The sequence below is a fragment of the Pseudomonas sp. SJZ103 genome (assembly GCF_007828335.1).
GTDB lineage: Bacteria > Pseudomonadota > Gammaproteobacteria > Pseudomonadales > Pseudomonadaceae > Aquipseudomonas.
Genome location: NZ_VIUN01000005.1, coordinates 154845 through 177312 on the forward strand (window position 1 = coordinate 154845; position 22468 = coordinate 177312).

The following is a 22468-nucleotide window of genomic DNA, read 5'->3' on the forward strand; positions in this document are numbered from 1 at the left end:
CGGTCCAAATGTGGGAGGGGGCTTGCTCCCGATGGCTGAGTGTCAGTCAGCCTATCTATAAACTGACCCACCGCTATCGGGAGCAAGCCCCCTCCCAAAGGGATTGCAGCCATCTTGCGAGGGCACTCCAATTCAAGGTTTGCGTCTGACAGGGATACAGGCAAGATAAAGGCCTGCAAGTCAGAACACAGGATGCTTACCGTGACCGAAGCTTTTGTTGTCGTTCAAACCGCCGAAGAAGCCGTGGATCGGCTGGCGGCCCTGCATGAGCGGGCTACCGGCGCGCTCAATCAAGCCCTCAAGCAGTACCTCAAGGACCGCGTCGAACCCGACGCCGAACAACGCGCGCTGTTTCGCTATCCGGAACTGCGCCTGACTTACCACTGCCACGGTGAAGTCCCACAGACTACCCGGGCGTATGCCAAGGTCCAGTTACCGGGGACCTACAGCGTTACCGTTACTCATCCGGCGGCGTTTCGTAAGTATTTGCTGGAACAACTGGTACCGCTGATGCACGACTTCACCGTGACGGTGGAAGTGGGCGTCAGCCAGCAGAACATTCCGTACCCGTACGTGGTGGAGCAGGGCGACGAACTGGCCGGCTCCGGTGTGACCGCCGCGACCTTGGCGCGCGTGTTCCCCAGCACCGACCTGTCGGCCGCCACCGACGGCATCGCCGATGGCCTGTACGATTGGGAAAACACCGATCCGCTGCCCCTGGCGCTATTCGATGCAGCGCGCGTGGACTTTTCCCTGCGTCGGCTGGTGCATTACACCGGCAGCGACTGGCGCCATGTGCAGCCGTGGATCCTGCTGACCAACTATCACCGCTATGTCGACCAGTTCATCCTGCATGGCCTGGAACAATTGCGCAGCGACCCGCGTTTTATCCGCATGGTGCTGCCGGGCAATGTGATCATCGACAAGAGCATGGACCACGGTGAAGCGTCGGCGATTGCCGCGGGCGTGGTGTGGCACCGCTACCAAATGCCGGCCTATCACCTGCAGGCCAGCGATGGCCACGGTGTGACCCTGGTGAACATCGGTGTCGGCCCGTCCAACGCCAAGAACATCACCGATCACCTGGCGGTGCTGCGTCCACACTGCTGGCTGATGATTGGCCACTGTGGCGGCCTGCGCCAATCCCAGACCATCGGCGACTACGTACTGGCCCACGCCTATATGCGCCGCGACGGGATTCTCGACCGCGTGGTACCGCCGAACATCCCGATCCCGGCCCTGGCTGAAGTGCAGATGGCCTTGCAGCAGGCGGCGGCGAATGTCACCGGTGAGAAAGGCGAAGAGCTGAAAAAACGCCTGCGTACCGGCACCGTGCTGACCTACGACGACCGCAACTGGGAGCTGCGCTGGGCCCAGGAACGGCCGTTGATCAACCTGTCCCGCGCCGTGGCGGTGGACATGGAAAGCGGCACCATCGCCGCCCAGGGCTATCGCTTGCGCGTACCGTACGGCACGTTGTTGTGTGTGTCGGACAAGCCGCTGCACAGCGAAATCAAGCTGCCGGGGTCGGCCAACGCGTTCTACGAACGTGCGGTCAGCCAGCACTTGAAGATCGGCATCGAGGCGGTGGACCTGTTGCGCACCGAACTCAACTCGCTGCACTCGCGCAAGCTGCGCAGCTTCGACGAGCCGCCGTTCCGCTAAGCGGTTGGGATGGTCATTTAGCGGTCAGGCCACTAGCATTGTCGGTCCTGACCGTTAGATGTTCCTTTGCCATGTCCCGTCCCACCCGTCCCGATTCGCGCCGCCCCGGTGTGAAACCTCCGTATTCTGCTGCGCGCCGTGTTGCCAAGGCGCCGCCGGCCGAGCCGAAGTTGATCCTGTTCAATAAACCTTTCGATGTGCTGACCCAGTTCAGCGACGAGGGCGGGCGGGCGACGCTCAAGGACTTTATCGATATCCCCGGCATTTACCCTGCCGGTCGCCTGGACCGTGACAGCGAAGGCCTGTTGCTGCTGACCAACGATGGCCAGTTGCAGGCGCGTATTGCCGACCCCAAGCACAAGCTGGCGAAAACCTACTGGGTGCAGGTGGAAGGCGAACCCACCGAAGCATTGCTGCAACGCCTGCGCGACGGGGTAGAACTCAACGATGGCAAAACCTTGCCCGCCGAGGCCCGGCGTTTGGATGAGCCCGAGTTATGGCCGCGCAACCCGCCGGTGCGCTTTCGCAAAAACCTACCGACGTACTGGCTTGAACTGGTGATTCGAGAGGGGCGTAACCGCCAGGTGCGGCGCATGACCGCCGCCGTGGGCCTGCCGACCTTGCGTCTGGTGCGGGTGCGCATTGGCGATTGGACAATCGACGGCCTGGACCAAGGCCAATGGAAGGAAGTACCCGCGCGTTTATAAAGCGCCGGACTCGATGAGGCCGATCACCACGCTCTTGATGATGAACGCGGCCACGCCCAGGCCCAGCACGAAAAACAGGATGAACGAACCAAAGCGCCCGGCCTTGGATTTCTTCGCCAGGTCCCAGACGATAAAGCCCATGAAAATGATCAGGATAGTGACCAGGCCGGTCATCATCCATTCTTCGAACAGGGCGGGGTCGATGTTGTTCATGGGCTCTTCCAACGGGGCAGGCGGCAAGTATACGGCAGCGTCACAGGTGCAACATTGACCTGGATCGAAGTGCGTTCCAAATGTGGGAGGGGGCTTGCTCCCGATGGCGGTGTGTCAGTCAGCTAATCTGTGGCTGACACACCGTCATCGGGAGCAAGCCCCCTCCCACAGTTGACCTTCACCGATCTTAAGTGCGCAGGTGGGTCAGTGGCAGCTCGGTGCTGTTCAATACCTGGTTCAGCACAAAGCTCGAGCGCACGCTGGTCACGCCTTCGATCCGAGTGAGGTGGCCCAGCAGCAGTTTCTGATAGTGGTCCATGTCCGGCACCACCACTTTCAACTGATAGTCCGCATCCATCCCGGTGACCAGGCTGCATTCCAGCACCTGGGGCAGGGTGCGGATGGCCGCTTCGAAGTTCTCGAAACGCTCGGGGGTGTGGCGGTCCATGCCGATCAGCACATAGGCGGTGAGGCTCAGGCCGAGCATCTTGCGGTCGAGCAGGGCGACCTGGCGCGAGATGTAGCCGTCGTCTTCCAACTGCTTGACCCGGCGCGAGCAGGGCGAAGGCGACAGGCCGATGCGCTCGGCCAACTCCTGGTTGGAGATCCTCGCGTCGCGCTGCAATTCCGCCAAAATACTCAGGTCGTATCGGTCAAGCTTGCTCATCGGGTTGGCCTTTGTCGTAACTATTGCGGTGAATTATCCATGAAGGGTTAAAAATTGCGCAAGCACTGTTTATTGACGCAATCTTCGCAATCATCTGTCGGGCGCGGGCCTGTATCTTTATCAACAGAATCACCGCCTGGACAATAGTCCACAGCAGCTCGCCCAATCAGGCGCGCTGCGGCCGCCACCCCAGCAGGGTTGAGCCGGCCTCCAGGCTGCACACTGTCCACAAGGCGGCGTGAGGTGAGCCAACGTCAAAAGCGTTGAGCATGGACGAAGTTCTCAAGGGGTGGCCGACGGGTCACCCCTTTTCTTTTGCCTTAAGAAAATTGTTCTTGTGACTGATAACCTGTCTCAGAACCGGGCGAGGCTTTTCCAGTCTCATCTATGAGGCCGGACCTTCCAGGCCCTATCCGCAGTGAGGAATAGCATGAAGCGCATCTGGCGTATGGCAGGTGTAGGTTTGCTGATGGTCACCGTCGGCACGCAAGTGATGGCCGAAGACCCACGCCCTGAAGGGGGCGGCCAGCATGAAAGAGGGCCGGAGGGCGGTCGGCAAGGTCAAGGTAACGAACAACCGCGCCCGCAAAATAACCAACCGCGCCCGCAGCCGCAGAACAATCAATCACGGCCGGAAAACAATCAGCCGCGTCCACAGAACCCGCATTTTGATCGCGCCGAGCAACAACACGGTGGCGGGCAGTGGCAAGGTCGCCCGCAAGGTGCCGAACAGCCTCGGCCAGCCCCGCAGCCTGCGAATAACCTGCCGATCCAGGGTCGCCCCGATACCGTGCGCCAGACCCAGGAGCCGCGTCAGGGTTACTACCGTGACATTCCTCGACGCAACGACGACAACCGGAATTGGGAGGCCGGTGGCCCAGGTTCGCGGCCGGGCTACAACGGGCATCCCAACGACAACCGCTGGCCAGGTCGCCCCGATGGGCATGGCAACGGCTGGGGCCCTGGCCCGCAGTATCGGCCCGGTTATACCGTCGACCGCTTCCCCGACCGCAATTACCGCGTGCCGTACCGTGGCCAGGATTACTTCTTCTCCGGCGGCTACTGGTACCGCCCCCAAGGCCCGCGCTATGTGGTCGTGGCGCCGCCGTATGGCATCCGCGCGCATTACCTGCCGGACTATGCGCGCGAAGTGTGGGTAGGTGGCTCGCTGTTGTTCCTGGCCGCCGGCGCCTACTACGCCTACGAACAAAACACCCAGCAATACGTGGTGGTGCAACCGCCGACGCAAGTGCCGGCGCCGCAGCCAGCACCGCAAGGCAATGGCTATGACGTGGTGGCCTATCCCACCAACGGGCAGTCACCGGCGCAAGTGCAGCAGGACGGTTACGACTGTTATCGCTGGGCGGTGCAACAAAGCGGCTTCGACCCGCAGGCGGTCACCTACGCCCCTGACCCGGCGGTGGTGCAAACCTACCGCCAGGCCCAGGGCAACTGCCTGAGCAGTCGCGGGTATCAGGTGCAGTACTAGGCCTTGGCGCCCGTGACCACTTCTCGCGGGTCGGCGTGCACCAGCACTTCGGCGCGCGGGTAGGCTGCGTGAATGGCATCGGCGGCCTGGTCGCTGATGCCGTGGGCCACTGACAACGTCAACTCCCCCGGCAACTCCAGGTGCAACTGCACAAACCAGTGGTTGCCCGAGATGCGCGTGCGCAAGTCATGGGCACCCAGCACCCCCGGCACGCCTCGCGCCAGTTCCAGCATGTGCTGGCTGACGTCCGGCGGCAGTTCCTCGTCCATCAACACCGCAAAGCTTTCCTTGGCGATGTGGATCGCGCTCCACAAAATGTAGGCAGCGATGCCCAGGCCGAACCAGGCGTCGACCTGATGAAAGCCCATGCCCGCCAGCACCAGCGCCACCAGGATGCTGCCGTTGAGCAGCAAGTCTGAGCGATAGTGCAACGAGTCCGCCCGCACGGCATTGGAGCCGGTTTCGCGCACAACCCGGTGTTGCAGCATCAGCAGCGCCACGGTCAGCACCAGGGAAAACACGATCACCCCAATGCTCAGCCACGGCGCGCCGACCGGTTCCGGATGCTGCATACGCTCGTACGCCTGCAAGGCGATCAACACCGCGCTGCCACCAATGAACAACGCCTGGGCCATGCCCGCCAGTGACTCTGCCTTGCCATGGCCGTAACGGTGATCGTCATCGGCCGGGCGCAGGGCGTAATGCACTGCCAGCAGGTTCAGCAGCGAGGTCACGCCATCGAGCAGTGAGTCGGTCAACCCGGCGAGCATGCTCACCGAGCCGCTGAGCCACCAGGCGATGGCCTTTGTAACGATCAGCGCACAGGCCACGCCCACCGAGGCGCGGGTGGCCAGGCGTAACAGCCGGGCGTGTTCGGGACTGCTGGTCATAAACGTTCCTTAGCCGGCGGGTTGCAGGCCCAGGGACGCCAGTTGTTGCACGCTGCCCTTGAACTGGATCATGCGCGGGTCGTCCAGCGGCAGGGTGCGGCCGGTTTCCTTCTGGATGATGCTTTGCAGCTTGGCGTTGTCGACCTTGCCGTCGGCGCCGATGGCTTCGTGGAGTTTTTCCGGGGCGACCTGGGCAGTCTTGCCGGGTTCGAAATAGATCGCGCCCGTGGCGAAGTCGACGCCGAACGCGATCAAGCCAGGGATCACGTAGAACAACAGGCCTACGGCATCGAGCACGGCAATGGTCGGGTCGATCTTGCCGTCGATCTGGCCACGGCGGTCCGGGTAGAAAATCGAACCGCAGGCCGTCAGTTGGCTCAGCAGGGTGATGGCGAGGACACCGCCGATGACACGGGAAGCGATACGCATGGAGACTCTCCTGAACACGGTTGATACGGGACTATATAGCACTGCCATTGAGACCAGCGTCGGCATCCGGCAGTTCGCCGTTATACTCGCCGCTCTGCTTTGGAGCCAGTATGAATTCGTTGCCGATCGATGATGTTTTACCCGCCCTGCGTGACGCCTTGGCGAATCGCCATGAAGCCGTGCTGGAAGCGCCGCCCGGCGCCGGTAAAACCACCCGCGTACCCTTGGCCTTGTTGAATGAGCCTTGGCTGGCCGGGCAGACCATCCTGATGCTCGAACCCCGGCGTTTGGCCGCTCGCGCCGCCGCGGAACGCTTGGCCAGCGAACTGGGGGAGAAAGTCGGTGAGACCGTCGGCTATCGCATCCGCCTCGACAGCAAAGTCGGGCCCACTACGCGTATCGAAGTGGTCACCGAAGGCATCCTCACCCGCCGCCTGCAGGACGACCCGGCACTGGACGGTGTGGGCCTGCTGATCTTCGACGAATTCCACGAGCGCAGCCTCGACGCCGACCTGGCCCTGGCCCTGAGCCTGAACGGCCGCGATGTGTTTCGCGACGAGCAACCGCTGAAAATCCTGCTGATGTCCGCCACCCTCGAAGGCGAGCGCCTGGCCAGCCTATTGGACGACGCGCCGATCCTGCGCAGCGAGGGGCGCATGTTCCCGGTGCAGATGCGCTGGGGGCGGCCGTACCAGCCGGGTGAATTCATCGAGCCGCGCGTGGTGCAAACCATTCTGGAAGCCCTGCACGATGAAACCGGCAGCGTGCTGGTGTTCCTGCCGGGCCAGGCGGAAATTCGCCGGGTCAACCAGCAACTGGCCGACGCCCTGGGGAATAGCCCTGACGTGTTGCTCTGCCCGCTGCATGGCGAACTGGACCTCAACGCCCAGCGCGCAGCCATCGATCCTGCCCCTGCCGGTAAACGCAAAGTGGTGCTCGCCACCAACATTGCCGAGACCAGCCTGACCATCAACGGCGTGCGCGTGGTGATCGATGCCGGGTTGGCGCGGGTGCCGCGTTTCGACCCCGGCAGCGGCATGACCCGCCTCGACACCCAGCGCATCTCCCGCGCCAGCGCCACCCAGCGCGCGGGTCGGGCCGGGCGATTGGAGCCGGGGGTGTGTTACCGGTTGTGGTCCGAAGACCAGCATGAAGGGCTGGCCGCGTATGGCAGTGCGGAAATCCTTGCGGCCGACCTGGCAGGGTTGGCCTTGCAGCTGGCGCGCTGGGGCGTCACGCCCACGCAGCTCGTGTGGCTCGACGTTCCACCGACCGCTGCGTATGCCCAGGCCCAGGACTTGCTGGTGCGCCTCGGGGCTTTGAATGAAGAAAGACTCACGGCTCATGGCCAGAAGATGGCCGAGTTGCCGGCCCATCCACGCATCGCCCATTTACTGCTGCGCGGCCAGGACCTGGGGCTTGCGGCCACCGCCTGTGATGTCGCTGCACTGTTGGGCGAGCGCGATATTTTGCGCGGTGGCGGCGCGGATCTGCACAGCCGCCTGGCGCTGATGTCCGGCGAAGAGCGTGCGCGCGGTACTCAAGGTGGCGTGCAGCGCGCCAAGCAACTGGCGCGGCAATACCGTGGCTATTTAAGAGGCCAGGCGACCCGGCCGGTGGCCAACCCCGACCACCCGCGCTGGCTCGGTGCGTTGCTGGCGCTGGCCTACCCGGACCGTGTCGCCCAGCAACGCCGCCCCGGTGGTGCCGAATACCGTTTGGCCAACGGCCGCGCCGCACTGTTCGCCGAGGCCGACAGCCTGATGAAACAACCTTGGCTGGTGATCGCCGACCTCGGCAGCCGCCAGGGCCAGCGCGAAGAACGCATCTACCTCGCGGCAGATTTTGACCCGACGCTGTTCGACACGGTCCTCGCCGAGCAAGTGCGCAACGTCGACCAACTGGACTGGGACGAGCGCGAAGGCGTGCTGCGCGCCGAACGCCAGCGCAAAGTCGGCGAGCTGGTGCTCAGCCGCGAACCGCTCACCGGTCTCGACGAATCCGCACGCAGCCAGGCGCTGGTCAACCTGGTGCGGCGCAAAGGTCTGGAGCTGCTGCCCTGGACCCCTGAACTGCGCCAATGGCAATCCCGCGTCCTGCTGCTGCGCCAGTTGGACGCCGGCAAAAGCAGCGAATGGCCCGATGTCAGCGACAGCGCCTTGCTCGCCGGCCTGGAGCACTGGCTGATGCCCTACCTGGGCAAAGTCTCGCGCCTGAGCCATTTCGCCAACCTGGATATTTCCAGCTACCTGCACAACCTGTTGCCCTGGCCGCTGCCCCAACGCCTGGACGAGCTGGCGCCGCTGCATGTGAAAGTGCCGTCTGGCTCATCGGTGCGTTTGGACTACAGCGAACATCCGCCGATCCTGGCGGTGCGCTTGCAGGAACTGTTCGGCCTGGCCGACACCCCGCGCATTGCCGGCGGGCGCCAGGTGGTGAAGTTGCACCTATTGTCGCCGGCGCGGCGGCCGGTGCAGGTGACGCAGGATCTGGCGAACTTCTGGCGCAGTACCTATGCCGAAGTGAAGAAGGATCTGAAGGGCAGGTATCCCAAGCTATTCCATAAGTTGGACCCATGGGTGGAGTCACTTAACAAGAAGTGATTGACAGTTTTCGCAAAGACCTCCTTCTGTAACATGGATCGTTGACAGATCGCCTCTGAAAATCTTAGTGAGCGGGGATACAGCCTGAGAAGTGATCGCGCGGATAGGGCTTTTGCAGCTCGTTCTCAAGCTCTTTGTTCATGACCGCGCTACTCCCTGCTTTGAGGTAGAAGGCAGCCTACAGCGGCTTCAGTTGCAATACGGCCTTCAACCCCACTGCGGCGGGGTGAGGAAGTGCAGTTAGTAGGGATGCATCGAAAACGCCTAATCGCTACTGTCGTCTCATCTACTTTAAAGGTGAGTCATGTCTTATCGAAATCCTCTGCACGAAGCGCGCCTGGTTCTTCTTTCGTCCCTTCGAAACGCCTTCTCAAGTCTCTGCGTCAGTGACACGCCCGACGCAAAAAAAATCATGCTTGAAGGGAGTGGCTCTGAAAATGTGTATCAAGTTGGTGAGGTTGGCGGAGATAACTACCCTGATTTATATAATTTCCCGTTTCTGTTTCACTCAAATGGATATCCGTGGAAAGAGGCTAATGATTATCTGCTGAGCCTAATGCGTGACAAGGTTCCGATCAATCGGCGTACTGACGATGTTCGGCGGCGTGCCAGCAAACTGCTTGATTACCTGTTGTTCTGTGAGGATAACAATTTTGATTGGCTCGACTTCTCCGGTGCTCGACCTCCACTTCGTCCGACATATAAATATTTCTACCACCTGATCAACGACGGCACGCGCAGTAATCAGGTAATCAATCAATACACAGGCGTTGTCTACCAATTTTACAAGTATGTTTCCGAGCATTGGCATGATCTCGACATGAAACGTGTCGATACGATCAAGCAGGTACGGTTCATCGTGCAGGGGTTTAAAGGCGTCAAGTTTGTAGATGCGGAAAAACGCAGCCAAACGCGACGCACGCCGCCGATTAGTTCAGTGCAGCTAGGGTTCATTCGGGAAGACGGCGAGGATCTTAGGCCGCTTTCTAATCTTGAGTTGGGTGCTTTTTTGTCCGCCATTCGCAATGAAAAAGAATGGTCTGCGGTTGAGCGATTGATCCTGATGACCTCGCTAATGACGGGCGCCCGCAAGCAAACTGTTCTGACCATGCGCTTGAAGAGTTTGAAAGGCTTTACAGAGGATAAACTAGAGCGGGAGGGTGCCTATAAATTACATGCTGGCCCCCGCACAGGCATTGATACGAAATACGACAAGCCGCAAGTCCTGCACGTTCCTAAGCAACTTGCAGAAGAACTGGTCACGCTTGCCAAAAGCCCAATGATGAAGAAGCGGAGGGAGAAATTTCTAGCTCAGTTAGAGGCAATTCATCCCGGCCTGCTGGTGGCTGAAGACGATATGTATTTGTTTCTTTCCGATCAAGGTAACTGCTACTACATGGCCAAAAACGATCCGCGCTATACGATTGTGAAATCGCCGCAGACAGGACAGGTAACGGAAACGATTAAACGCAAGTTGATCACAAAAGCCTCTAGCCCATTCCCGAAAGACTTTTCATATCACTGGCTGCGAGCGACCTTTGCCTATCAACTCTACCAGCGCTTGCAAGCATTGGTTCGGGAGGGAATGCTGAAGCCGGGCGAAGATATTGACTTCATTCAGAAGCGCTTGCACCACGAGTCTAGGGGAACGACAGAGAACTACCTAAAGTTGTTCAAAATGACTCACGAAAAGATTATTGCCCAAGAGATTTGGGAGGGAAAACTGTTCAATGGCGGCTACGCGTTGCTAAATTTGGAGGCGCACGATGAATAGCCGTCAGCAATTCGAGTATCGTGCCAATACGCAGATTATTACGCTGAGTGAAGTCACCCATGAGTTTTTCGAGCCTGAGCGTTTGCGTCTGCAACTTTCTCCGAAGGTGCTGAAGAAACCGTTTGATATTGGCAGTTTTGCGTATGTCATCCGTGGCAAGAATGAAAGCATTTTTGATGATCGCGGCACACCGGTAGGGATTGAGTCTTTTGTTGAAAACCGCCGTGAACTGATTATGAGGCTGCTGGAGACCTTTGTCGGTCAGCGTGAACTGACTGTGCTAACCCGATTGAGAAATACCGAATACCTTATCGACTGGCTGAATGCGAAAGGCTACAGGGAGTTTTTTGCCAGTGCTGCGCAAGCCCAGCAAGCCTATCGAGACTATACCGCGCACCTGAATCATCAAATAAATCATCAGAAGTTGAAGCCTGCCACAGGGAAAAATATGCAGGTCTTTTTTTCTATGATTATTGAACTGCTTTACCCAGAAAGCAGCCACCATATTCTAGCGGGTGCGGTCTCGATCATTGCCGAGAGAGGCTCTGAGAAGCCCGCCAGAACTGCCCATGTTGAGGTGTACCGGGACGTTTGTTTAGCCATTGCCCGGCAATGCAGCGCTTTCGTTCTGACCAGGCAGTCATATCCCTTGGTTGTGAGTATTAGGGATTATGAGGTGGTTGGGTTCCCATCAAACCACGGTTGGGTTGGTCCATTCAAGGAATCGCCGCTTGGATACAATGCCGGCGCGCGACGGATTGCGACGACCGAGGAATACCTGGCGGCTTCTGAAAAACTGGGGCGAAAGCGACCCTTTAAATCGACAGTAAAGTGCGCCCTAGCAGAGGCAAAAGCGTTTTTGGATGCGGCTAATCGAGATGAGCGCTATTGGCACCGGCTTAACGTGGCGGGTCTTGCTGTGAAAGCCTATGCCAGTCTTTTCCTGATGATCACAGGTGCCACGCCGACCGAGTTTCAACAGTTTAACTATGCAGACGCGCTCGACGTTGAGAAGTCTCCGCTCAAGAAAGAGTTGTCGGCTGTGAAGTTCCGTGCCGGGGGGAAAGCAACCCTCTACAACATCGGGCAGAGCACGGGTTTGCCACTACTCAAGGAGTACCTGAAGCTCCGTGAGTGGATTCTGAATGGCACGACGCATGAGCGGTTGTTCTTTTCGATGCCCTCAGCTGGTGAACGAGTAAGTGCTAGTAAAGAATTTTCTGAATTTAGGGCAGTTTATTTGCTGCCCAAGTTCTTTAAAACTCTCAACGGCACCTTCCTCGACCCCAAGGTGCCCATACTTTCGCCGCGCAAGATGCGCAAGCACAAAAGCCTTGGGATGCACGCCGCTGCTGTGTCGCCATCCACGGTAGCGGCAACCTTGAATCACAGCGTGGCGGTGAATCTTTCGACTTATTCCGATGCTAATCCTGAGCAGCAGGAAGCCGAGTTCGGACAGTTCTGGCAGGCCATGCGCCGTGCCGCCAAAGTCGCGTTTGAGCGTAGCCAGAGGCCCGCAGAAGGCAAGATCCCTACGGCGGCGGGTCACTGTGACGGGTTTAATCAGCCGATCCCTGCGCGCGATTTAGGGGCTGTTTCAATCGAGCCAAACTGCGGCAGCCAATACGGCTGCTTGTACTGCGAGCACTATATCTGTCACAGCGATGAAGAAGACCTGCACAAGATTGTGAGCTTGCAGTATGTGATTAATGCGGTGCGTAAAGCCGCGCCCGATACGACTCACGCTGAAGCGCTCTATAAAGAATTGTCGATCCGAATCGAGTTCATCCTTGAGGCGCTTGGCAAGCGTTCGGATGAAGTGCAGCAGTTGGTCGAAGCAATCAAGACCAAAGTTTTTGAATACGGTGAACTCACGCCTTTCTGGGAAAGCCGCTTGAGCCGTTATGAAAAAATGGGAGTATCATTTTGAACGCTGTTGTTCAGTCCATCGGCAGTCTCTTTTCCAACGATCAGTTTCCGCCTGTCAGTGAGCCAGATAAAGCGCCGCAACTCTACGGCAAGCCAGCGGCTGATTTCGTTCTTTGTCGTGATGTGAGCGGCAACGCCACGGCGGTATACGGTGAGCCTACATGGGACTTTAATCCTTATCGGCTGAGTGCAGTAAAAATCCACAGAATCTTGTTTGACACGGTGTTCGACGAAGGTGGGTCAGAGCAACAGGCGCTGATAGAAGAAGCCAAATATCTGCTGTATTGCCTAATCTATTTTGCCGGTGGCGGGCGACTCGGCAAGCTGGGTGCGAGCACACTGCTCCAGTATTGGCTAGTACTGCGCGCTGCCATGCAATTCTGCTATGAGCAGAAACAGAAACCCATGGTTGGCGTGCTGTCCTTGCGGCAGCTCTTTACCGTGCCGGTTTATCTGGCGGCTTTTAGTAACTCGATGAGTCATACAAAGACGGGGCTTTCAGGTATTTTGAACTGCTTGGTCAGGGTGGGCGAAGAACGGCTGGGTTATGCCATGCTCAATCCCGCCACTTTTAAAGGCAAAAGGCCCGAGAACAAGCAGCATCCAGTCATTCCCACTCGAATCTATTTAAAGCTCATCAATCTTACTAGCGACCTGCTCGATCAGCTTTTTGAGGGTATTGGTGGGTTCGAGTCTTTTATCGCCTGCTTTGCTGACGAGTATTACGGCATCTGTTATCAAACTCAGAGAAGTCGGGGCATCGGTGGCAGGGCACACTGGCGGCCCGACATGGCGCAAGCGATCAAGGATCACGGTTTAACTTCAGTGTTTGTAGGTGAGTTTGAGTGTTCTCGTAAGAGGAATCTGCAACGGGTCTTGATCCAGATGCAGTATGTGCTGAAAACGGTAATCCACCTCTATACCGGCATGCGTGATCAGGAGGTGATGCGCATCCACTATCACTGCTTGTCCAATCAAGTCGTCAGGCCGGTGGTCGTCGATGATCAGGGCATTGAACGTGATAAGCCGCAGTCAGTAAACGTCCTCTCGACCACCACGAAGTTCATCGGCTACAAGCGAGAAAGCATATGGTTCGCACCGGAGGAAGTCGTCAGGGCGATCGGGGTCGCCCAGGCGGTTTGTCGCGGCCTCGCCAAACTCTACAAAGTCGAGTTAGACGCTCGTTGCCCGCTGTTTCTCAATCCTGCCATTGTTGGTGTTACGCGAAATAGTGCCGAGATTGGCGTGACGCGCTTTGCGTGTAGAGCGACACAAGAAACTGCTTTGCACGCGCTGTCGATCCAGGCAGAGGACTTGCAGGAACTGGCGCAAAGCGATACTTCTCGTGACTTCTACAATGAGCCAGCTTTTGCTGTCGGCCAGCCCTGGCGGCTAACAAGTCATCAGTTTCGGCGCTCGCTGGCATTCTATGGCAGCAGCAGCGGTTTTCTTTCCTTGCCGACGCTACGGGCGCAGTTCAAGCACATGACGATTGAAATGTCACGCTATTACGCGAATGGCTACGACAATCTGCGCACCGTTTTCGGCTACTACGACGACAAGAAGAAAGACTTTGTGCTTCCAAGCAGTCACTTCGCTTTCGAGTATCAGATGGCCATGCCCATGTCCGTGGCGAACCAGTTGATTGCCGATCTTCTATTTGATGAGGAGCCACTGTTCGGCGGCACCGGCTCGTACATGGAGAAACAGAAGGAGCGGGTTAAGTCGGGTGAGATTCAGATTGAAGATGTGCGCGCTGACACAGAACAACGGGTCAAAAATGGTGAAATTAGTTATCGGCCGACGTTGCTGGGTGGCTGTTCAAAGGTGGGCCGCTGTGACTCGTTCTTGCTCGGTGACTACGCGGAATGCACGTCTTGCGAGGGCGGGATCATCAAGCCCGATAAGCTCAATGCAGCGATTAAGGATGCGACGGATGAGTTGTGTAATTACGCGGAAGGCTCGGGCGAGTATCAAATTGTGAAGGGCGACATTGAGCGTTTAATCGCGTTCAAAGCCCGCCTGATTGACTCAGTGGAGGTTTAACGATGAGGTCTGATGACGGAGCGAGCAAAGGGTTGGGCGCTTGCGAGAAGGCCTTACAGCGCCTCTTGGTTGGGAAGCCTGTTGTGCCGGAGCATGTGGGATTAAACCTGTCGAAATTGACAGCCAGCATAGTTAGTCTGGAAGCTGGGTTTGACCGTGGCTACTTGAAGAAGTCGCGTAAAACGCATTTACCGCTACTGGCTCAAATCGAGGCGGTTCGGGCAGAGGCCAGCAAAGGGACGGGGTCATCGAGCGGCAAACAGATCCGGCAGATGGAAAGTCAGCTGGCAGCGCTGGAAAAAACGCTGTCAATCACTCAGATACAGCGTGACAACGTGCTGGCTCAGAATATGAAGTTGTGGCAACGGGTGCGTGAACTAGAACGCTCGATTGCTTATAGCCGCTCGTCGAAGGTCGAATCCCTGCTGCGTAATAACAATGACATGAACTTCACTTCGGCGTGAGCTTACTCGAAAGTTTCCGTGTTAACGGGGTGGAACGCCACCGGAGGCAGTAGGCCGCATGTATCGCATGCAAGCACGCTTGCAATGCGATACAGCTTCTCGACGGTGATGTTGAACTCGCCGCGCTCGATCCGCCCTACGTAACTGCGGTCGATATTACACGCCAGCGCCAGTGCATCCTGGGAAACCCGGCAGGCCTTCCTCTGCACTCGGATGCGTTCTCCTAACGCTTTCGCCAACTTATCCATGACCGTCTCAATTTACTTGAGGCGGCACTATCGTGCGTTTGCGGACGCACAGGCCACGGATTATAATCCGCATTTCTTCCGCACTAACTCTTCTGGTACCTCAACGAAATCGGCCTCGATTATCTTCGACAGGCGTCTGTATGAGCTGCTTCAGGAGCCAGGGCGTACAACCTATACGACCCGTGAACTGCGCGATACCTATGCTGCTCGCCTGAATGGCACACATTTTCGTATCGCCGATGTGCTATGTGTATGAGCAGATCTGTCGATTAGTGCGCGCGGGCTGGGTTGAACTTGACGAGGACAGGTTTACCACCTGCAGCCGGTTCCGGCATACCTGCAAGTGGAACTGATCGACAACGGTTTTGAGAACAACCTTATGGCTGTCGGAGTGTTCGAACCAGATACGGCGGTGCGCGACGTGGAGGCTTTGCCGCTTAAGTCGTCAGCCAGTACGGATTTGCAGTTGGAGGTGCTCCACAAGGAAGTCCGCCTGGACTTCCTCACTTCAATGGGCGAGGCAGAGCGATTCAGTCCTTTAGCGTAGCTCTAGCTGTCCAATACTCATTGGTAGTCGATCATAACGAAAACTCATGATTCAGAACTTGGCAAGCGCAGCAGTGGCGCATTGTCCAAAAAACTTGAAATGTTCACAAAGGTGAGAGTCGCCAAAACGTTTTCAGCTGTTTTAATCGGCCAAATGCTACGACTAAAATAGCAAAAGATCATGGAGGATGCGGTGTCGAAATGAAGTGGCAGAGCTGGTGATTTGGTCAGGCGGTAACTTTTAAGCTCGTCGGACGGTTAACTTTGCTAAGCGTTTTTAGCAGAGGTATGTCCAACTTCCATTATTCAATTATCCACAAGACTCAACGCAGTCCTCATCCAAGCCGGCATTCGGCATGTCTGGAGTATTTTGAATTCGTCTTTGCTAAGCGCTTTTTGAATATGTGATGTTACCTCGAAGGACAGCGCTTCTTTACCTATGTAGTGAAGAGCCGTCAGAGCTACTCCTACCTTGGTTTCTAAGTATTGAAAGCGATCCTTTGACGCGTGTTGTAAACGAACGGTAGCATTTCCAATATGGATTTTTCGTGTATACCCACTGGTGTAGAGGGTGGGCAGCACCTGCATCTGTGTACTGAGTCCCATCAAGCGAACGGCTTCTGCGCCGTGTATCTGAATCATTTCCCCGTTTGCCTTGGTCATCAATCTAATCACCGTTAGGGGGCTGGCGCGCACCATTCCCGTGTATTTACTGGCCTTGGGACGCATATAAACTCCTCGAACTACACGTTCAAGGGCGCCGGCTTTAACTAGTTTTGAGAGCGCTTTGTTAACTGATGCACGACTGCCAGACTGCCCGAAAAGACTACCGAGAAAAGGACGCCCCTTAGGCATGTGTTGGATTTGTTTGGCAATTGACTTTGCGACTGACATTTAGGACTCCTGAATGCCATGAAGCCTTTGGGTTTACTGGAGAAAGTAGTACCTGTGAGTCGGTTATGTAAAGCTTTCACCTCAACATGTAATTTATCAGGCCGTTGGAAATTGATGCAAGAACTGAGAACAGGAACATTATTGCTCCCTTCCGGCAACTCAGAAGGGGGGCATTTCAGTGACCTCATTACGAATGCGAGTGATTAAAGAGTCTAATGTGGCAGTGTCATCTAGCAGAAGGTAGCAGCGCATCAGAACCGTCAATGGATGAACGTCCATGACAGACGCGAGTGCGTCCACCTTTTCTAGGGTTGGCCCCTTTCCGCCACTCTCCATTTGACTGAGGTAGGTTTGGCTGCTACAGCCTCCGAAATCCTCTTGACTCAGATGACGAGATTTTCTCATCTCTCTCAATGCCATACCAAACGCCTGTTTCAGCTCCATTTTTCTCATCCCCGCAAAAGGAATGATGAAGCCGCCTTGTACGCCAGACCTCCATTAACTATTGTTAATATTTTGGAGGAATTTTCTATGTTTAAGACGCATAGTCACACTGAACTGCTTTCAGTAGACGTTTTGGGGGGCGCGCGAGCTCAACACTGGCAATATGTTGAGCTTGAGATGCATTTTCCGTGGTTTTACATGGAACTGGTGCGGGATTACGGTGACGACGTTGTAGGAAGCATGTTCATGATCCCAACGGTTCCGATACTTCAGCAGATGCTTCTGGAGCTTGATGACCACTGTTGGTTTACTCAAGCCTATCTCATGTCTCCAGGCTACCTGAGGGGCGAGAAAAGCTGGGCGATGGAGCCCCTTGTTGAGGTGAGTCTTGCTGAAGGGGGCGCGGACAATTTGGTGGGTTATATCTATAAAGTCGAAGGGGGCGCGTGCTACAGCATTCAGCACGAGAGTAAGTGCGGTGATCTCAAAACTGCTGAGATAATTTTTTCAGCGGAGCGGCATCTGCGTAAGTGTGGGTGAAACGAATTTATCGACCTGGCCCCGCGGATGATTTTATCGCGAACCTCGTCGCTTGGCCGATAACTCGAAGGTGTATCGGTGCGATTAGCGGGCATAGTATTCCCGCAGAAACCGCTTGCAGGCGTCCACCAATAGGTGCGGCTGCGCTGCTCCGCAATAGCTTGATCCCACGGCTCAATTCTAGATATTTGCGAGGCAAATGTGATGCAAGATTCACGAGCTTTAGTGCTCTGCTTCCGAGTCCCGTTCGGATGCTGGAGTACAGATTACCGGCGCTATCTTTTAAGCCGCGAGCAGATTCTAGGATTTGCTAAACGAGTGCTAGGTACTCGTATGCTTGCCGAGAGTTGGCTCATTCGGCCTGCCCCTGCACTAGGTGGTCGGGAGCCTTGCAGCTTAATATCAACCCATTTAGGGAGGGCGCTGGTTGAAAACCTTCTAATGCGAATCGAATACGGTGTGTACACCTAACATTCGCTAACCCAAGGACCTGCGCTTTCGTACTTCTTGAAGAAGGTAGATGGAAAAGGATGCGCCCACTGTCGCTAATTGCTGCGCTGCCTCACTCCTTGGTAGTAAGCAATGGGATGGACGCCCCCGCCGATAATCGTGTCGCTGTGCCAGAATGAGTGGTGTCGCCATTCACTTGTGCAAATGGGTAATCAGGGCAGCTCCCCGGCATGATCTCACTTTAGTATTATCGGCCATCGCGCAAAGCACTCACTTAGGAGCAGCCACCTTGAGGAACTGTCCATGCAGGAAGCTGATCACCCACCGTTGATGCCTCAGAGGGCGTTCGACTATTACCTAGACGAACGGGATGCCTCGCGTCTTTACCAAAAGGCTGTGAGCATCCGCAATTGCCTGGAAAACCTTTTCAGAACTGTTCTCGTTCACCTGATGGATCCAGAGGATGGTGGGGCCGTGCGCACTACAAATCTCTACAGGCGCATTGACCTTCTCAAAAACTTCTTTCCACAGGATGTCATTGACTCCCTCCACGGCATTCGGGAATTGGGCAACGATGGTGCCCATGAGGCAAATCACAAGAAGCTATCAAACGAGCGAATCCGAACTGGTCTGTGCGATCTAGGCTTGGTCTGTGAGTGGACAATCCTCACGTACTTTAAAAAGCACGGACTCAGATCGAAGGCGTGGGTGGCCACGTTGTTCAGCACTCTGCCTCCGGTCTACCGTGTTCGAATACTGAAGCAGTTGGTCGCCGCCAACACGCTTGAGCAAGCGCATGTCTTTGCCCAGCAGGAGATTACAAGGGAGTGGAATGAGCGGAGGTGTCAGGAAAATGTTATCAGGTTCAGTCAGGGGCTTCCCTCCAATGACCAAATACCAGAGGAAACCGAGGATGAGGCGAAGATCTCGAACTTTCTGCTGATTATCGACAAACTCGCAGTGGCGCTTGTGAAGAACCAGCAGTTCGATGAGGGCTTCCAATTTATCCATGATATGCACGAGCAGGGTTGGATGACCGATGCAAATGCTGCCTACACGTTCAGCGATTTGCAGAGGTTGCAGGCCAACTTGCATCGATTTCCGATCGCGACCACGTTGGAAGAAGCTCGTCGAAACCTTCAGGAGGTACTTCCTCTCATATCGGATGAGGAGAGCGCTCTTTTCACCACCTTGTTTTCTGCGATCGTCTTGGGGCGTCCAGAGGACTTGGAAGCTCGTGAAGTTAACGGTGAGTCAGGGTAGGGGGCTGTCAGGGTTAAGCAACTGCTGCCCATACCGCGACTGTCGTTGGGTCAACCAACTCTAGTAGGAGCGCTGCCGTGTTACTCCGCAAACAAAAGCGCTGACGCCTGAGCAGCAAATCCAGGAGTTGGAGCCCGGACCACTCGTATCGATCAGAAGAAATTCATTTTAAAAAAGGCGACCGCGTTGTTGATTTTGAAAGAGTACGCACTGGTTTATCAACTGAACACCCAAGAGTCGGTGGATTGGCTTTGCGCGATCTCTGATATAGCTCGCCCGTGGTTACTACGCCCACCGTCTCAGAGGTAAACTGCGGACGTTGAGCGACTTCGGTTACGAAGTCGATTCAATGAGCTATTTATGCAGAGGCTAAGCGCCGCCATTACAGTCATCGGCGTGAACCAAGCTTATTCGCGATGGAAGTGCTGTTTATGAACGGTTCGATTTGGTCTCAGAATCTTCTGGCGGCTTTTAGAGGGGCGCGACATCATACGAGATATATTGAGTATGCATCCTATAGCTCGGACCGGTGGGTCAACGATTAGCCCCGTTTCAAAAATTTGACAGGTATATTTATGAAAGGTATTTTCAAACGCATGAAGGAATCGTACATCACTCAATACAGCAAGATGCCTGAGTGGGTCAGAAACGATGTTAAATCCTCGATCAACGGATTAAGACTGCATGTTACAGACAGAATAGGATTTATACTGTTTTACTTTTTGCTGGGAGTTGCGCTCACTGTAATGGCGCAGAGCACAAAGCTTTCAAGTTTTGCCTCCCAAGTTTTTAGTGAGCAAATAGGTATAAACACCGTGATATTGATGATGTGTGGAGGTGTCATCCTGACACTCGTTACTTATTCACTATATAAGACAGGAGAAAATATCTCGTTTTTACGATGTTTTAGCGTGCTGGACCGTGTAACAGGAATAGGTTCAGACCTGTGTATGATTTTTATTAGTATAAGTATAGTTCCTGTTATTTTTTCCAAAGCAAAAGCTTTAACTTTGGATCTTGTATGGGTATACCCTCTTATGCTGGGGTGTTCTTTGTTGTTGGCTTATATGCCTTCTTTTGGTTTGCATGTGCGTAAAACCATGGGGTTGATGGGGTTTCGCATACTCAGCGCGTTCTTAATTGGTGCGAGTATTTATTTTTTCTATATGCTTGTTAGTTAGAAAGATATAGTTTCAAATATATAGCTATGCTCTATCCTCGGCACCTATCAAGGTGAGCTGCGGTATGGGTAACGGAATCAATGCGGGTAGCAGCGCCGACCTTTTTTCGATTGCCCCCGAATTCATTTGTGTACAAAGTTTGTATTGAAGCTATAGCTGAGAGGGATGCTGGTAATCGACGCCCCGGATTTGAATGACCTGGCCTTTGACGGGGGGTGAAGTAGCAACTGCGTTGAGAGTGCATGAAATGCCTGCTTAAAAAATTAGGGTTGGTGCCCGCTTGATTTTTTTAAGTGCACACCATGTCATGGCGTTATGAACCTGTGAAGATTACTTAGATGAACGTATGTGATGAGTAGTCTGACTGGAGTGATTCCTTCAGTTTAAAGCCTGTCCGTGCTGTTGATTTGCGTCATGGGTTAATGTTCGACTAGCGTTGGATCGTAGGGAGAAATGAAGAGTGGCAAAACCTCGAAATTGCATCATGTGTGCTCTGCGTGCCAAATCGTCTGAGCATACGTTTCCCGCAGCCCTTGGCGGTCGCCGTACCAATCGAGGCATTTACTGCGAAAAGCACAATAATAGTTTCGGAGGGCTGGTGGCACGCCTGGAGGCCGAGCTCTCCATGTTAAATGCGGCGCTGAAGATTCGGCCAGATCGCAAGGACGCGGCCAAACCGTTCATTTATACTCAAGATGAGACGCTCTATTCGCTGATCGGGGACACCATAGAGGTGTATCTACCTCCACCGTTCGACCCTTCCAAGGTTTCCGAAGACGGTCATTATCAATTGCAAGCGCCTAGTTTGGAGGTCGCTAAGCGCTGGATCGAGAGCAACTCGTCTGAGGAGTGGATATTCAGGATTGATCAATCCGGAACTAGCGAAACTCATTATCAGATTGAGCCGCATCATATCCGCTTGAGGCTTGGAGGCCCCGATTTACTCCAAGCAATTGTATATTTGGCGATGACATTTTTTGCTCACAGCTTTCCTACCGAAGCTAGGCAAGCTGGTATCAATCCTATAAAAGCACTGCTTCTTGAAGATCTTGAAAATGATAAGGCGCGCCTGCCTGAGGAGGTAGTGTGGTGGGATGGACGAAATACTCAGGACGTTGTAGGTGAAAGTCCATTCCTCTTCGGACACGCCGTGCTTGTCGGCATTTCTGACAAAACCTCCCACGCTTACGCATATATTTCATTTTTCTCGTGCTTCAGCTTCGGGGTTGACCTCGGCCCCGTGACACCTGAGCTTGAGTTTCGCAGCGTGAGGAGCTTCATCGATCCCACTGCAGAAAATGCTAGGGATTCGGTGAGTGAAGTAAAATCCCAAGAGTGCGCAGAGGTGCTCGGAGAGCGAGGCATCTCGTTACATGACATGATCGATTCAGGATCTGCTTCCCGACAAGTTGGGGCATTAATGGGCAAGGTCGCCCAACACCAGCAACGGTTGGCCGCTGCCGAAATTCTAAAGAAGGTTAGAGCTATAAACGTTCGTGATGTGTTCGAGTTGGTTAGTCGTTGCCGAGAAGTGGCGTATGAGCAGCGTCAAAAGGTGTACAACTTGCTGCGAGCGGCAGTTTCGAATGCGAGCTCAGCCTTCCCCGAATCCAGCATGGAAGCTCGCGCTTTGTACGGCTTGATCGCACCTGATCCGTCAATGTCCGAAGGGCTGTCACATATTTCTTCAAGGGTGATGGAGCTTGCCATTCACCTGTATGCGGGCCAGCTCGCTGAGCTTAAAATCGATCAGAAGCTCTCTTTATGCGCGATCGTTGATCTCTTCTACGGCGAAGTTGGGTACGAACTCGCAAGAGAGAAGATTGTTCAGGTGCTCATGTCTCAAAAACCCAAAATTTGAAATACTGGGAGCAATGACTTTAGCGGAATGAAACCGGGTGCAGCTCTATGATTTTTGGTTTTTACCCAAACCCATTTGTCGGCGAGATTCGTCTGTGACGCTAGCAAACAACGCGCTCGGGTGGGGCGCATTCTTGGACAACTTGAGCCGTATGCGTCCGGCCAC

The 22468-nt window shown here is 55.3% G+C and carries 20 protein-coding genes and 1 pseudogene; 14 read left to right on the forward strand and 7 right to left on the reverse strand.

Annotated features, from left to right (window positions below):
• Positions 1 to 192: 192 nt before the first annotated feature.
• On the forward strand, positions 193 to 1665 hold the full coding sequence (amn, locus tag FBY10_RS13885; RefSeq protein ID WP_024077553.1) for an AMP nucleosidase: 1473 nt from the start codon (positions 193 to 195) through the stop codon (positions 1663 to 1665).
• Positions 1666 to 1736: 71 nt separating this feature from the next.
• Positions 1737 to 2372, forward strand: coding sequence for a pseudouridine synthase (locus tag FBY10_RS13890; RefSeq protein ID WP_131700118.1), 636 nt, complete (start codon positions 1737 to 1739; stop codon positions 2370 to 2372).
• Here the strand turns inward: FBY10_RS13890 and FBY10_RS13895 are convergent.
• On the reverse strand, positions 2367 to 2576 hold the full coding sequence (locus FBY10_RS13895; protein WP_025999909.1) for a DUF2788 domain-containing protein: 210 nt from the start codon (positions 2574 to 2576) through the stop codon (positions 2367 to 2369). The two genes, FBY10_RS13890 and FBY10_RS13895, sit on opposite strands and share 6 nt — an antisense overlap.
• A 196-nt stretch (positions 2577 to 2772) precedes the next feature.
• Positions 2773 to 3252, reverse strand: a complete 480-nt coding sequence (locus FBY10_RS13900) for an Lrp/AsnC family transcriptional regulator (protein WP_003176264.1) — start codon at positions 3250 to 3252, stop codon at positions 2773 to 2775.
• 430 nt (positions 3253 to 3682) lie between these two features.
• Between FBY10_RS13900 and FBY10_RS13905 the strand changes: the two genes are divergently transcribed.
• Positions 3683 to 4741: a DUF6515 family protein gene (locus FBY10_RS13905; RefSeq protein WP_145336709.1), complete on the forward strand. Its 1059-nt coding sequence runs from the start codon at positions 3683 to 3685 to the stop codon at positions 4739 to 4741.
• Here FBY10_RS13905 and FBY10_RS13910 read toward each other — a convergent pair.
• Together FBY10_RS13910 and FBY10_RS13915 are read right to left on the reverse strand one after the other, a co-directional pair.
• Complete coding sequence (locus tag FBY10_RS13910; protein WP_131700120.1) at positions 4738 to 5631, reverse strand: cation diffusion facilitator family transporter; 894 nt, start codon at positions 5629 to 5631, stop codon at positions 4738 to 4740. The genes FBY10_RS13905 and FBY10_RS13910 overlap by 4 nt on opposite strands.
• A gap of 9 nt (positions 5632 to 5640) precedes the next feature.
• A complete protein-coding gene (locus tag FBY10_RS13915) occupies positions 5641 to 6060 on the reverse strand; it encodes a polyribonucleotide nucleotidyltransferase (RefSeq protein WP_131700121.1) in 420 nt (139 codons plus the stop codon).
• Positions 6061 to 6170: 110 nt separating this feature from the next.
• Here FBY10_RS13915 and hrpB point away from each other — a divergent pair, with 110 nt between their 5' ends.
• The 5 genes from hrpB (at position 6171) to FBY10_RS13940 (ending at position 14876) form a co-directional block, all read left to right on the forward strand.
• A complete protein-coding gene (hrpB, locus tag FBY10_RS13920; protein WP_145336707.1) occupies positions 6171 to 8663 on the forward strand; it encodes an ATP-dependent helicase HrpB in 2493 nt (830 codons plus the stop codon).
• Positions 8664 to 8967: 304 nt separating this feature from the next.
• Positions 8968 to 10437 carry a site-specific integrase gene (locus FBY10_RS13925; RefSeq protein WP_145336705.1) on the forward strand — a complete coding sequence of 490 codons (1470 nt, stop codon included), beginning with the start codon at positions 8968 to 8970 and terminating at the stop codon, positions 10435 to 10437.
• Entirely contained in the window at positions 10430 to 12367 is a 1938-nt protein-coding gene (locus tag FBY10_RS13930) for a hypothetical protein (protein ID WP_145336703.1), read from the forward strand. Before FBY10_RS13925 ends, FBY10_RS13930 begins: the two co-directional genes overlap by 8 nt.
• Positions 12364 to 14412, forward strand: a complete 2049-nt coding sequence (locus FBY10_RS13935; protein ID WP_145336701.1) for an integrase — start codon at positions 12364 to 12366, stop codon at positions 14410 to 14412. The genes FBY10_RS13930 and FBY10_RS13935 overlap by 4 nt, the downstream gene beginning before the upstream one ends.
• Positions 14413 to 14414: 2 nt before the next feature.
• Positions 14415 to 14876 (forward strand): hypothetical protein, encoded by a 462-nt coding sequence (locus FBY10_RS13940; RefSeq protein ID WP_057439029.1) that lies wholly within the window; start codon positions 14415 to 14417, stop codon positions 14874 to 14876.
• A 2-nt stretch (positions 14877 to 14878) separates the two neighbouring features.
• Here FBY10_RS13940 and FBY10_RS13945 read toward each other — a convergent pair whose 3' ends face one another.
• On the reverse strand, positions 14879 to 15124 hold the full coding sequence (locus FBY10_RS13945) for a helix-turn-helix domain-containing protein (RefSeq protein WP_057439030.1): 246 nt from the start codon (positions 15122 to 15124) through the stop codon (positions 14879 to 14881).
• 118 nt (positions 15125 to 15242) lie between these two features.
• On the opposite strand from FBY10_RS13945, the pseudogene FBY10_RS32160 reads away from it, so the two are divergent.
• Positions 15243 to 15665: pseudogene (locus tag FBY10_RS32160) on the forward strand (hypothetical protein); the annotation flags it as partial.
• A gap of 311 nt (positions 15666 to 15976) precedes the next feature.
• Here the strand turns inward: FBY10_RS32160 and FBY10_RS13955 are convergent.
• Together FBY10_RS13955 and FBY10_RS13960 are read right to left on the reverse strand one after the other, a co-directional pair.
• Complete coding sequence (locus tag FBY10_RS13955; protein ID WP_178116746.1) at positions 15977 to 16564, reverse strand: DUF6088 family protein; 588 nt, start codon at positions 16562 to 16564, stop codon at positions 15977 to 15979.
• 159 nt (positions 16565 to 16723) lie between these two features.
• Complete coding sequence (locus FBY10_RS13960) at positions 16724 to 17017, reverse strand: helix-turn-helix transcriptional regulator (RefSeq protein WP_306100596.1); 294 nt, start codon at positions 17015 to 17017, stop codon at positions 16724 to 16726.
• Here FBY10_RS13960 and FBY10_RS13965 point away from each other — a divergent pair.
• The 5 genes from FBY10_RS13965 (at position 16916) to FBY10_RS13985 (ending at position 22303) form a co-directional block, all read left to right on the forward strand.
• Positions 16916 to 17548, forward strand: coding sequence for a hypothetical protein (locus FBY10_RS13965; RefSeq protein ID WP_256663477.1), 633 nt, complete (start codon positions 16916 to 16918; stop codon positions 17546 to 17548). The genes FBY10_RS13960 and FBY10_RS13965 overlap by 102 nt on opposite strands.
• Before the next feature lie 204 nt (positions 17549 to 17752).
• The gene (locus tag FBY10_RS32165; RefSeq protein WP_145336698.1) at positions 17753 to 18019 is read left to right on the forward strand and encodes an MbcA/ParS/Xre antitoxin family protein; all 267 of its coding nucleotides are present in this window, start codon (positions 17753 to 17755) and stop codon (positions 18017 to 18019) included.
• A gap of 282 nt (positions 18020 to 18301) precedes the next feature.
• Positions 18302 to 19261 carry a DUF4145 domain-containing protein gene (locus FBY10_RS13975; RefSeq protein WP_145336696.1) on the forward strand — a complete coding sequence of 320 codons (960 nt, stop codon included), beginning with the start codon at positions 18302 to 18304 and terminating at the stop codon, positions 19259 to 19261.
• 575 nt (positions 19262 to 19836) lie between these two features.
• Positions 19837 to 20442 (forward strand): hypothetical protein, encoded by a 606-nt coding sequence (locus FBY10_RS13980; protein ID WP_057441823.1) that lies wholly within the window; start codon positions 19837 to 19839, stop codon positions 20440 to 20442.
• A 460-nt stretch (positions 20443 to 20902) separates the two neighbouring features.
• Positions 20903 to 22303: an HNH endonuclease gene (locus tag FBY10_RS13985; RefSeq protein ID WP_145336694.1), complete on the forward strand. Its 1401-nt coding sequence runs from the start codon at positions 20903 to 20905 to the stop codon at positions 22301 to 22303.
• The last annotated feature ends 165 nt before the right edge of the window (positions 22304 to 22468 follow it).